This window comes from Rugamonas sp. FW305-51, assembly GCF_058786935.1.
Genome location: NZ_JBYSZG010000017.1, coordinates 14,368 through 27,616 on the forward strand (window position 1 = coordinate 14,368; position 13,249 = coordinate 27,616).

Below are 13,249 nucleotides of genomic sequence, written 5' to 3' on the forward strand. Positions count from 1 at the left end.
GGAAGCGCATGATGTAATCAGTACACATGCAAGCCGCAATGTACCGGCCTCGTCATGGGACATTGCCTATTCCGCACGGTTGAAGCTGTAGGGGGCATCATGAAACTCGCGAATCTGAAAATCGGTCTGCGGCTGGGCATGCTGGGCGGCTTCTTCTTCGCCGCGCTGCTGCTGGTGGCCGGCGGCGGCTGGCGCGCCCTGGACCACAGCAACGCCCGCAGCGCCGCCGCCATGGCCCGCTCCGATACGCTCAGCGAGGCCATCGACACGGCCCGCAGCGCCCAGGTGCAGTTCAAGATCCAGGTGCAGGAGTGGAAGGATACGCTGTTGCGCGGCAACGACCCGGCCGCCTTCGACAAATACACCAAGGCCTTCGTCAAGAGCAGCGAGGCGACCCGCGTCGAGCTGGGCAAACTGAAAACCGTCATGGACCGGCTGCAGCTGCATACCCCGCTGGTGGACGAGGCCATCCGCACCCACACCGAGCTGCAAGGCAAATACCTGGAAGCGCTCAAGCAGTACGACGTGGCCAATCCCGACAGCGCCCACGTGGTCGACAAGCTGGTCAAGGGCATAGACCGGGTGCCGACGGCCAGGATCAACGACATCGTCGCCTTCATCGCCGCCGCATCGCGCCGCCTGACGACGGAAATGGCGCAGGACAATGCGCGCGAGTACCGCAGCGCCGTCACCGTCATGCTGGTCACGCTGGCGGTGACGCTGGCGGTGGGCCTGGTCACCGTGCGCTGGCTGATCCGCAGCATCACCGTGCCGCTGGGCGCGGCCGTGGGCATGGCCCAGACGGTGGCGGCGGGCGACTTGCGCAGCGAGCTGCGGGCCAACAGCCTGGACGAGATCGGCGATTTGCTGCGGGCCCTCAAGGCCATGCAGGACAACCTGGCGCGCATCGTCGGCCAGGTACGCCAGGGTACGGAAACCATCCACCAGGCCACGGTGGACATCGCCAGCGGCAACCAGGACTTGTCGGGCCGCACGGAGCAGCAGGCCAGTTCGCTGCAGCAGACGGCCGCTTCGATGGTCCAGCTGAGCACCACGGTCAAGCAGAACAACGACAATGCGAGCGAGGCCAGCCGGCTGGCCGACGCCGCCTCCAGCGTGGCCCAGCGGGGCGGGGTGGCCGTGGAGCAGATGGTGCAGACCATGGGCTCGATCAACGAGTCGTCGCGCAAGATCGTCGACATCATCGGCGTGATCGACGGCATCGCCTTCCAGACCAACATCCTGGCCCTGAACGCGGCCGTGGAAGCGGCCCGGGCCGGCGAGCAGGGCCGCGGTTTTGCCGTGGTAGCGGCGGAAGTGCGCAACCTGGCCCAGCGCAGCGCGGCGGCGGCCAAGGAGATCAAGGAGTTGATCGGCGACTCGGTAGGGCGGGTCGAGGCCGGCAGCCGGCTGGTGGGCCAGGCCGGCCTGACGATGGAGGAGGTGGTGGCCAGCGTGCAGCGCGTGACGGCCATGATAGGCGAGATCGCCACCGCCAGCGCCGAGCAGCGCGACGGCATCGAACAGGTCAGCACGGCCATCAGCCAGATGGATAATGTGACCCAGCAGAACGCGGCCCTGGTGGAACAGGCCGCGGCGGCGGCCGATGCCTTGCAGCAGCAGGCGGCCAGCCTGAACGAGGCCGTCAGCATCTTCAAGTTGCACGACGGGGCAGCGGCGCCACGTCCGGCACCGCTGGCGGCGTCGGCGGTGCGGGCGTTGAGCCGGGCCTGACGGCGCCGGCGGCCACCGGCGGCCAGCGGGTGTCGGCTGCCCGCGGGTACCGGCTGCCGGCGGTGGCGCGTTAGCGGGGCGTGCGTCAGCGGGCCAAGCGTCAGCGGGCCGTGCGGGGATGCGCCGCGCGTGCGTCAGTGCGCCGGGCGTGCGGCCGGTCGTGGCGACACGTTCAATGCAGCTCGAGCACCAGCACCGAGCGCGCCGGCAAGGTCAGTGTCTCGCCCAGCGCGTAATGCCGGCCGCTGATGACGTCGTCGCCGCCATGCACGCCGGCCAGCATTTCCTGGAAGCGGGCCGTGGCCAGCGCCGTGTCGCTGTGATTCTTGTTGAAAGCCACCATCACTTTGCTGTCGCCGTCGTAGCGGAAGAACACGTAGGTATTCTGCTCTGGGCCGAACTGCATGGTCTTGCCGTGATGGATTACCGGCTGGCCCTTGCGCCAATTGAGTAGCTTCTTCAGGAAGGACTGGGCCGCCAATTGTTTGGGCGTCAGGCCCACACCCGTGAAGGCGTTGGCGGCGTCGCCGGCCCAGCCGCCGGGGAAGTCGCGCCGGTAGGAGGCGTCGTCGCGGCGGCCCGTGGTGCTCGTCATCAGCACTTCCGTGCCGGCGTAGAACTGGGGGATGCGGGGCGCCGTCAGCACATAGGCCATGGCCATGCGGAACAGGGCATCATCCTCGTGCAAGTCGCTGTAGATGCGGGCCAGGTCGTGGTTGCCTTCGAACAGCACCATCTTGCCGGGATTGGCGTACAGATAGTCCTGGGACAGGGTTTCATACAGGCTCGTCAGGCTGTACTGGGCGCCGTCCGTATCGTCCGAAGCCAGCGCGCGGCGCAGCGCGTCGTTCAGGGGGAAGTCCATCATGCCCGGCATGTGCGACACATAGCCGTCGAAGTTGTGCTTGCCTTCCTGCCAGCGGGCCACGATGGGGATGTGCGGGCTCCATTCCTCGCCCACCAGGTTCAGGCGCGGATATTCGCTCATGATGCGGGCCGACCAGGCGCTCAGGAAGGCGCTGTCCGAGTAGCTGTAGGTGTCCACCCGCAGCCCGGCCAGGCCCGCGTATTCGATCCACCAGATGCTGTTTTGCATCAGGTAGGTGGCCAGGTGGGGATTGGCCTGGTTCAGGTCCGGCATGGTGTCGACGAACCAGCCTTGCGTGAAGTCGCGCTTGTCAGCCTGGGCGGCGTACGGGTCCTGCACGGCCACCCGGTGGTGCTGGGTGGGCACGAACTTGCCCTGGTGCGTGATCCAGTCGGGGCTGGGCAGGTCTTGCATCCACCAGTGGCGGTCGCCGATGTGGTTGAGCACCACGTCCTGGATCACGCCGATGCCGCGCGCGCGCGCCTGGGCCACGAAGGCGCGGTAATCGTCGTTGCTGCCGTAGCGCGGGTCGATGCGGTAGTGGTTGGTGGTGGCGTAGCCGTGGTAGGAGCCGCGCTGCATATTTGTTTCCAGCAGCGGCGTCGGCCACAGCATGGTGTAGCCCATGGCGGCCACATAGTCCAGGTGGGCCGCCATGCCGGCCAGGTCACCCCCGTGGCGGCCGGAACCGTCCTGGCGGTCGGCGCGCTCCGTCATACCGGCGGCGTTGTCGTTGGCCGGGTTGCCGTTGGCAAAGCGGTCCGGCATCACTTCATAAATCGTGTCCGCGCCACTGAAGCCTATGCGGTTGGCCGAGCCGGACGCGCGCGCCTGCAGCGGGTAAGGGTAGTTGAGCGCCGTCTTGCCGCCGCGCTGGAACAGCAGATGCACGGTGCCGGGTGGGGTGTCGGGCGCCAGGTCGAGGTCGATGAACAGATAGTTGGGGTTGGCGCCGCGCGCCACGTTGGTGATGCGCACGCCGGGGTAGTGCAGGGCCGGCTCCAGTTCGGCGATCCGCTGGCCGTGCACCATCAGTTGCAGCGGCCGGTTGTGCATGCCGGTCCACCACGACATGGGTTCCAGATGCTCGATGCGGTAATCCTGGACCTGGGCGGCGTTGGCCGGTCCCAGCAGGGCGGCCAGCAGCGCGGCGGCGAGTTGTTTCATGCGCGATCTCCAAAATGGCGAAAAGTAGTAGTACTACATATTGTCTTGCCGCCGATGAAGCCATTGCGGCCGGGCCGTCGCAGACCCCCTGTTGTCCCGAAGAATACTATGAAAACGGTGGCGTTGCTACCGGCTGGCGGGGGGCATCTCGGTGGATCAGGTTGCCGATAAAATCTAGTATAAATACATTGCAACCCGATTATCATGGCTTGCGCGTGCGTCAGCGGCGATCATGCCGCTGTTCGCCGCCACCGGGGCGGGGTGGCGCGCGCGGTAATGTTGTCTGTTCGATCAACAGAACTGCTTATCCGTGGTCCGTCTATAGGCTGCCAGGTGTAGTTTGATGTAGTTCCACTACACCTTGCTCTGGCCTGTCGTGTAGCTGAAATACGACATATGGCGCTCCACCGTAGGGAGAGCCTGGCTTTTCCGCCCATTATCCGCGTAGCTGGACTGAACTTTAATTGACACTGGATCTAGTTTTAGTACAAAATTCTTTCTGGAACGTCAGAGAACGTTGCATTTCCTGGATCCCGTAAAGTTGAAGCGGCCTGCGTAAGCGGCTTGGTTGAGGTTGGCGGGAATAATGTTTGGTGTCGTGAGTGAGGGGACATTTACAATGAGTATTTTCGTAAACAAGCGCAATGGCGCAAAGTTTCAACTGAGTCCGGTAGCGGCTGGCTGCGCCGTGTTTGTAGCCGCCTTGGCCAATCCGGCCTATGCGCAAACCGCCCCTGCGGCCCCGGCCGCCGACGCCGCACCGATGGCGACCGTGACCGTGGCCGGCATCCGCCGCGGCATCGAGGATGCGATTTCGGTCAAGAAAGACGCTACCTCCATCGTGGAAGCCATTTCGGCGGAAGACATCGGCAAGCTGCCTGACGTCAGCATCGCCGAATCGATCTCGCGCCTGCCCGGCCTGGCCGCCCAGCGCGTGGCCGGCCGTGCCCAGGTGATCAGCGTGCGCGGCCTGTCGCCCGACTTCTCCACCACGCTGCTGAACGGCCGCGAGCAAGTGAGCACCGGCGACAACCGCAGCGTCGAATTCGACCAGTACCCATCCGAGCTGATGGCTGGCGTGACCGTCTACAAGACGCCGGACGCGGGCCTGGTCGGCCAGGGCCTGTCGGGCACCATCGACATGCAAACCGTGCGTCCGCTGTCGTTCGGTGGCCGTACCGTGGCGCTGAATGCGCGCGGCGAACACAACTCGCTGGGCAGCATCGCCGGCGCCTCGGCCAACGGCAACCGCTTCAGCGCCAGCTACATCGACCAGTTCGCCAACCGCACGATCGGTATCGCGCTCGGCTTCGCCCACCTGGAATCGCCCATCCTCGACCACGAGACGGGCATGTACGAACCATGGAAGACGGATTCGCGTCCTGGCATTCCGAACGGCACCTATATCACCGACGGCATCAAGGCCGTGGCCACCAGCGGCACCAACAAGCGCGACGGCTTCATGGGCGTGCTGCAATACCGTCCGAACAAGCAGTGGACCAGCATCTTTGACGTCTACGCCTCCGAGTTCAAGAGCGAGCAGACCAACAACCAGCTGGAAGTCAACCTCGGCAACTACAACGGCGGTTACACCCCTGGTCTGAACTACGTCAATCCCGTATTCAACGGCAACAGCCTGGCCGGCGGCACGGCCACTGGCGTGTTCCCGCTGGTGCGCGGCATGTACAACAAGCGCAAGGACCAGATCCATGCAGCCGGCTGGAGCAACACCATCAAGTTCCAGGATTGGTCGCTGTTCGCCGACGTGAACTACTCGCGTGCCAAGCGCGATGAACTGAGCCTGGAAAACAACCTGCAGCACAACCCGCTGCCAGGCACCCAGTTCCTCGACAGCCTGGGCCTGAAATATGCCAGCGGCGGTTTCCCGACCATCACGACCGGCCTGAACTACAGCGATCCTACCCAGCTGTACGTGCGCAACACCATCTACGGCTCGGGCTACGGCAAGGTGCCGCACGTGGAAGACGAGCTGAAAGGCTTCAAGCTGGTGGCCAGCCTGCCAGTGCCGGGCATGATGGAAAAGCTGTTCTCCGGCGTGGACGTGGGCGTCAACTACGCCGACCGCACCAAGAAGCGTCGTCAGCCTGAAGGCCCGATTACGCTGGCTGGCGATCAGTTCACTGTGCCGTCCAACCTGCAATACGCGCCGGTGGACCTGGGCTTCGCTGGCGTCGGTACCATCCCGGCCTGGAACGTGCCTGGTGTCGTGAATTACGGCATGGCGTTCAATCCGGTCGACAACCTGTCCTACCTGGTGACCAAGGCCTGGGACGTGCAGGAAAAAGTGACCACCAGCTTCGTCAAGGCCAACATCGAAGCTGAGCTCGGTGACGTGAGCGTGCGTGGTAACGTGGGCGTGCAAGTGCAGCGCACCAACCAGTCGTCGCAATCGCGCTACGTGGACAATTCGAGCGGCACCACCCAGATCAAGCCGGTCGACGAGGGCAAGACCTACACCGACGTGCTGCCTAGCCTGAACCTGGCGTTCGGCTTCGACAACCAGCAGACCGTGCGTCTGGCCGTGGCCAAGCAACTGGCCCGTCCTCGCGTGGACCAGTTGAGCTCGGCGTTCCAGATGGACTACGACAAGACCCTGTTCCGACTGACCGCCAATGGCGGCAACGCCAAGCTGGACCCATGGCGCGCCAATGCCATCGATATCTCGTATGAGAAATACTTCGACAAGAAGGCTTACTATGCCGTCGCCGGTTTCTACAAGAAGCTGACCAGCTACATCTACACCCAGACCAAGGATTACGACTTCTCGTCGTTCATTCCAGCTGGCTACGTGTACAACACCGGCGCGCTGGGTTCGCTCAACACCGCCATCGGCCCGTTCTCGGCGCCGTACAACGGCCAGGGCGGCACGATGAAAGGTCTGGAGCTGTCCGGCTCGCTGCCGCTGAATCTCGTGACCAAGTCGCTGGACGGTTTCGGTGTGCAGGCTAGCGCCACCTTCAGCACCAGCGACATCAAGATCGATGATCCGAGCAGCAGCATCGGCAGCAACATTCCGCTGCCAGGCCTGTCCAAGCGCGTCACCAACCTGACCGCTTACTACGAGAAGAACGGCTTCGAAACCCGTGTCAGCCAGCGCAAGCGTTCGGACTTCGTGGGTGAGATCAGCAACTTTGCCAACTCGCGCACGCTGCGTTATGTGGTCGGCGAAAACGTGGTCGACTTCCAGGTCGGCTACACCTTCAACGAAGGCAGCATGAAGGGCCTGGGTCTGCTGCTGCAGGTGAACAACCTGACCAACTCGGCTTACGAGACCTACACCGGCACCCGTAGCCAGCAGCTGGAATACCAGAAGTATGGCCGCACCATCCTGGTGGGCGCGAACTACAAGTTCTAAGCCTACAGGCCGCGACAGCGGAGCAATGAAAAAACCTCGTCCTGCAAGGGACGAGGTTTTTTTTATGTGCGCCCGGCAGGGCGCACGCTTTGCGCTGGCGCCGCCGTCCGCTGGGACGTTGCGCCGCGCCGGTGCGTGCGCTTACCTGGCCAGTGCGCCGGGCGCCGATCCGGCCGCCGATCCGGCCGCTTCGGCCGCCGCGAACTGGCGGTTCTGCGCATCGAGCCAGGTCTTGAGCGGCGCGAAGTAGTCGAGCAGCGCGCCGCCGTCGATCTTCTCTTCGCCGGAAATGGCTTTCAGCGCTTCCGGCCACGGCTTGCTGGCGCCCATGGCCAGCATCTGCTGCAGCCTGGCGCCGGCCTTGGGGTTGCCGTACACGGAGCAGCGGTGCAGCGGACCGGTGTAGCCGGCTTCGCGGCACAGCGCGCGGTGGAACTGGAACTGCAGCATGTCGGCCAGGAAGTAGCGCGCGTACGGCACGTCGGCCGCCACGTGGTACTTGGCGCCGGCGTCGAAGCCGTCCGCGCTGACGGCGGCCGGGCGCGACATGCCCATGTACTGCTCGCGCAGCTCCCACCAGTGCTTGTCGTAGTCGGCCGGCTTGGTCTTGCCCGAGTAGACATCCCAGCGCCACTTGTCGACCGAGTAGCCGAACGGCAGGAAGGCCACCTTTTCCAGCGCGCGCCGCAGCAGCTGGCCGATGTCGGCGTCGGCCGCGGCATCCTTGGGCATCAGGCCTATGGTCTTCAGGTAGTCCGGCGTGACGGACAGGGCCACCGTGTCGCCGATGGCTTCATGGAAGCCGTCGTTGGCGCCGGTGCGGAACAGGTAGGGCTGCTTGCCGTAGGCCAGGTAGTAGTAGACGTGGCCCAGCTCATGGTGGATGGTGCTGAAGTCCTCGGCCGTGGGCGTGATGCACATCTTGACGCGTACATCGTCCTTGTCGTCCATCGGCCAGGCGGAGGCGTGGCACACCACTTCGCGGTCGCGCGGCTTGGTCAGCAGCGAACGTTCCCAGAAGCTGGCCGGCAGCTTCTGCATGCCCAGCGAGGTGTAGAAGCGTTCCGCATAGGCCGTCATGTCCCTGGCGCTGGTCTTGCGCTCGGCCAGCACGTGGCTCAGGTCATAGCTGCCCGCTTCGCCGGCCGGCTTGAGCAGGGGGTAGATGTTGTCCCAGGTCTGGCTCCACATATTGCCGAACAGGTGGGCCGGGATCGGGCCGGTGGCCGGCACCACGTCCGGGCCGTAAGCCTGGCGCAGCTTGTGGCGGGTGTAGGTGTGCAGCGATTCGTACAGCGGCTTGACCTGCTGCCACAGGCGTTCCATCTCGGCGGAGAACTGCTCGGGCGGCATGTCGTACTGCGAACGCCACAGGGCGCCCGTGTCGGCAAAGCCCATTTCCCTGGCGCCCTTGTTGGACAGGGCCACATACTGGCTGTAGCGCTGCTTGTACGACGGCGACTGCGCGTGCCAGCCCAGCCAGATTTCTTTCAGCCTGGCCGGGTCGCGGCTGTCGGCCAGCACTTTTTCCATTTCGCCCAGCGCCATGCAGGTGCCGGCGCTGCCGTCCGCGTTCTTCGGGCAGTACTTGCCCTTGCCGTAGGCGGCCGTCATGGCGGTCTGGCTGGCGGTGTAGGCTTCGCGTTCCTTGGGGTCGGAGAACATCAGCGTCAGCTGCAGCAGCTTGAGCTTGCGCTGGGACTCGGGCTTCAACTTGAGGCCGTTGTAGCGGCGCGCCGCCAGCGCGATCTCGCCGGAGGCCGTCAGGTAGCGCTCGGAAAAGAAGGCGCTGATCGCTTCCGTATCGTCAGTGATGAAGTTCTCGCCGACCCAGGCGCCGCGCGCCTGTTCGATGCTCAGTTTATTAAGCCGGGCTTCCGCGTCGGCCAGGAAGCGTTCGGCTTCGGCCACGGCAGGCTTGCCGGCCGGCGCCGCATAGGCGCTGCCGCTGGCGGCTGTGATGGCGCTTATCGCCAGCAGCGCCTTGATGAAGGTAGATGACACTCGCGTCTCCCTGAAATGAAAAAATGGCCTTCGAACCGGGCGGTTCGAAGGCCATTAATATACACGTCAGGCCGCCGCAGGTGGCGGTTTTGCTAACTATTGCGGATTGGTCAGCGCGCGTCGGCCGCCGCCAGTGCGATCGCCACCGTGCTGCCGGCACGCTCGCCGGCCGGCAGCTGCACCGTCAGCAGGCGCGCGGCGCCGTCCCAGGCAAATGGGACCGGCTGGCCGTCCAGCTGCACGCCATCCGGACGGGCGCCCACGTTATGTACCTGCAGCGCGATGCTGCGCTGCGGCCGCTGGTAGTGCGCGCCCGTTTCCGAGGACAGCGACAGCGTCAGCTGCCGTCCCTGCAGCTTGCTGGCGAAATGCAGCAGTTCATACTTGCCCTGTTCGTAGGCTTGCGCCGTCTCGCCGTCGTCGTCATACAGCTTGCCCTGGCCGCTGCGGGCCGTGTGGTCGTGGTAGTAGTGCAGTTCGATGTTTTTGGTCGAGTAGTCGCGCGTGGTCTGCACCACGGGCGCCAGCGGGATGAAGGCGCCGGCCCGCACGTAGACGGGAATGTGGTCCGGCGCCAGTGCCACGGCCTTGCTCACGCCGCCGTCCTGGCGCTGGCCCGTGTAGAAGTCGAACCACGCGTTGTGGGCGGGGAACCACACCTGCTGCTGCGTGGCGCCCTTGCTGGTGACGGGGGTGACGAGCATGTCCTTGCCCCACAGGTAGGTGGAGGCGATGGCGCGCGCCTGCTCGTTGCCCGGCTCCTCGTACAGCATGGGGCGCATCAGGGGCAGGCCCTGCTGGTTGTTGTCGAAGGCCAGCGTGTAGTTATACGGCAGCATGCGGTAGCGCAGGCGGATGGCGTCGCGCGCCAGCGCCTTGGTGGGGGCGTCGCGGTAGACCGGCTCGGACGGCACTTCCTCCTGCGCGTGCGGGCGGAACACGGGCTGGAACACGCCGTACTGCAGCCAGCGCGTGTACAGCTCGTTGTCCAGGTTGGCGTTGGCAAAGCCGCCCAGGTCCGAGTGCATATAACCCAGGCCCTGCATGCCCATCTGCAGCGCGATCTCGGGCTGCGACTTGAGGCCGCCCCAGCTGCGGTCCACGTCGCCCGACCACGGGATCAGGCCGAAACGCTGCGAACCGGAATAGCCGGCCCGCATCAGGATGAAGGGGCGCTCGGCCGGATAGTCGTGGCGGTAGCCGTCGGCCACCAGCCTGGCCCACTGGTGGCCGTAGATGTTGTGCACCTGCTGGGCCGTGCCCGTGGCGTGCCGCATCGAACCGGGATGCACTTCCGGTTCGCCCAGGTCGCCCCACACGCCGGCCACGCCCATGTCGTGCAGGCCCTTGTAGATGTCCCAGAACCAGTCGCGGCCCGGCTGGCCGAAGATGTCGATCAGGCCCGTATGGCCGAAATAGAAGTCGTAGGCCAGCGGCGCGCCGTTGGCGTCCGTGCCCAGGATCTTCTTCTGCACCGCTTCCTGCCAGTGCGAGGACGTATCGACGATGAATGGCTCGGTGATCAGCACCGTCTTGACACCCTTGGCCTTGAAGTCGGCGATCATCTGCTGCGGGTGGGGGAAGTTGTCCTGGTCGAAGGCCAGGTTGCCCATGGTGCCCTTGATGTCCTTGCCGAACCAGTACAGGTCGAACACGATGGCGTCGACCGGAATGTCGTCGGCGATGAACTGGTCCACCGTCTTGCGGGCCTCGGTCTCGCTGTGATAGCCGAAGCGCATGGCGAAATTGCCGAAGGCCCAGCGCGGCGGCATCGGCTGGCGCCCCGTCAAACTGGTGTAGCTGCCGATGATGTCTTCCCAGCGGTCGCCGGCGATCACCTGGTAGGTCTTGCGCCCGCCCGCCGTTTCGTAGGACAGGCTGTTGTCGCCCTTGCTGTCGAAATCGAGGTAGCCCGTCTGCGGGTTATCGAAGTGCAGCGCGTAGCGCTTGGACGACAGCGCCAGCGGCATGGTGTAGTTCATCAGCTCCGAATGGTCGCTGTAGCCGTAGTGCGCCTTGTTGAACAGGGTGAAGCGGTGGCCGCGCCGGTTCATGCCCACCGAACGGGCGCCGGCGCCGTACAGGGCTTCCGTCGCGTCCAGCGCAAACTCGATGCGCTCGCCGTAGCCGGTCTTGCCGTAGCCGCGTTTTTCCGCCACCAGCGGACGGCCCTTGTAGGCATAGGCGATCTGGAACGGCGCCCGGGTGATGGTGACGGACATGCCGCCGGTCGCATATTCGAAGGTGTTACCCTTGTTCTTCAGCGTGGCCGGCACCGGGGCCGGCGCCAGCACCACCGCGTGCGATGCCGGCTCCACGCTTTGCCCGGTGGGCACGAAGGTGGTCTCGACGATGCTGGTGGAGTAGGGCTTGATCAGGTACTGGCCGTCGCTGGTACGGATTTCCAGCTGGTTGCCATGCAGGGTGGCGCTGTCGAAACGGCGCTCCAGGTTCTGGGCCAGGACGGCGGGGCTGGCGGCGATCAGCAGGGCCAGGCCGGCGTAGTGCTTGCTTGTCATGTGGTGGGGTCTCGTCTTGTTGGAGCTTGTTTTGATTTATGTTATTTGACTACATTTGACTACAAAACCACGGCGCTGTGAGTGGCTAACTGCTTTATTTTACTATGAAGTTGTTTCGATTGACACGTGTAGGTGCGCGTGTTATTTTGCTACAAATTCGTATTTTGATGGATCGATCCGGTGCGCAGCCCGGACGACATAAACGGGGACACGCGGCATGCAACCTTCTTCCTACAAACCCAGGCTGACGTTCTGGCAGCTCTGGAACATGAGCTTTGGTTTCTTTGGCATCCAGTTCGGCTTCGCGCTGCAGAATGCCAACACCAGCCGCATCTTTTCCACGCTGGGCGCCAATCCCGACGACCTGGCCTTCCTGTGGCTGGCCGCGCCTGTCACCGGCTTGCTGGTGCAGCCCATCATCGGCTACCTGAGCGACAATACCTGGCACCCGTTCTGGGGCCGCCGCCGTCCGTTCTTCCTCGTCGGCGCCGCGCTGGCCTCGATCGCTCTGTTCCTGATGCCCAATTCCAGCGTTCTGTGGATGGCCGCCGCCGTGCTGTGGCTGATGGATGGCGCCATCAACGTGTCGATGGAACCGTTCCGCGCCTTCGTGGGCGACAAGCTCAGTCCCGCGCAGCAGACGGCCGGTTTCGCCATGCAGACCTTCTTCATCGGCTGGGGTGCCGTGATCGCCTCGCTGTTGCCCACCATCTTCTCGGACCTGCTGGGCGTGAGCAACGTGCCCGTCAACGGCGCCATTCCCGACACCGTGCGCTACTCGTTCTACATCGGTGGCGCCGTCTACCTGTTGTCGGTGCTGTGGACCGTGTTTACCGCCAAGGAAGCGCCGCCCGAGAACCTGGAGGCGTTCCGCGCCGAGCGCGCGCGCAGCAAGGGCCTGGGCCACGCCATGGCTGAAATCCTGGGCGGCTTCGCACGCATGCCCAAGACCATGGTGCAACTGGCGTTCGTGCAGTTCTTCGCCTGGATCGCGCTGTTCGCGATGTGGATCTACACCACCTCGGCCATCGCGGAAAACGTGTTCGGCACGGTGGACGCGCAATCGGCTGCGTTCCAGGAGGCGGGCAACCACGTGGGCATCATGTTCGCCGTCTACAGCGGCGTGTCGGCGCTGGCCGCCTTCATCCTGCCCGTGTTCGCGCGCCTCACCAGCCGCAAGATCGTGCACATGACCTGCCTGACCATCGGCGGCGCGAGCCTGATCAGCATCTTCACCATCCATAACCTGAACCTGCTGTTCGTGCCGATGATCGGCGTGGGCATCGCGTGGGCCAGCATCCTGACGATGCCCTACGCCATCCTGGCCGGCGCACTGCCTGCCAAGCGCATGGGCTACTACATGGGCGTGTTCAACTTCTTCATCACCATCCCGCAAATCTGCAGCGGCCTGCTGCTCGGTTCCATCACCAAGCACTTCTTCGCCGGCCACACAATCAATACGGTGATGCTGGGCGGCGCCTGCATGGTGCTGGCCGGCGTGCTGACCCTGTTCGTCAAGGACAACGCGGCCGCCGCCGCCAAGGAAGACGGTATCAAGGCCGCCGCCTGAGTTAAGATTGT

Annotated in this window: 6 protein-coding genes; 3 read left to right on the plus strand and 3 right to left on the minus strand. The window is 64.6% G+C overall.

All coding sequences use genetic code 11. From position 1 onward, the window contains the following. Positions 1-99 precede the first annotated feature (99 nt). Entirely contained in the window at positions 100-1,734 is a 1,635-nt protein-coding gene (locus AC3WOS_RS13690; RefSeq protein WP_492716546.1) for a methyl-accepting chemotaxis protein, read from the plus strand. Positions 1,735-1,906: 172 nt separating this feature from the next. Here the strand turns inward: AC3WOS_RS13690 and AC3WOS_RS13695 are convergent, their stop codons facing one another. Next, positions 1,907-3,769 (minus strand): glycoside hydrolase family 13 protein, encoded by a 1,863-nt coding sequence (locus AC3WOS_RS13695; RefSeq protein WP_492716547.1) that lies wholly within the window; start codon positions 3,767-3,769, stop codon positions 1,907-1,909. 688 nt (positions 3,770-4,457) lie between these two features. Here AC3WOS_RS13695 and AC3WOS_RS13700 point away from each other — a divergent pair. After that, positions 4,458-7,145, plus strand: coding sequence for a TonB-dependent receptor (locus AC3WOS_RS13700; protein WP_492716548.1), 2,688 nt, complete (start codon positions 4,458-4,460; stop codon positions 7,143-7,145). A 141-nt stretch (positions 7,146-7,286) separates the two neighbouring features. On the opposite strand, the gene AC3WOS_RS13705 is transcribed toward AC3WOS_RS13700, so the two are convergent. Then, positions 7,287-9,149: a M2 family metallopeptidase gene (locus AC3WOS_RS13705; protein WP_492716549.1), complete on the minus strand. Its 1,863-nt coding sequence runs from the start codon at positions 9,147-9,149 to the stop codon at positions 7,287-7,289. A gap of 110 nt (positions 9,150-9,259) precedes the next feature. After that, entirely contained in the window at positions 9,260-11,668 is a 2,409-nt protein-coding gene (locus AC3WOS_RS13710; protein WP_492716551.1) for a glycoside hydrolase family 31 protein, read from the minus strand. Between the two features lie 217 nt (positions 11,669-11,885). Between AC3WOS_RS13710 and AC3WOS_RS13715 the strand changes: the two genes are divergently transcribed. Continuing rightward, entirely contained in the window at positions 11,886-13,238 is a 1,353-nt protein-coding gene (locus AC3WOS_RS13715) for an MFS transporter (RefSeq protein WP_492716552.1), read from the plus strand. Positions 13,239-13,249 lie beyond the last annotated feature (11 nt).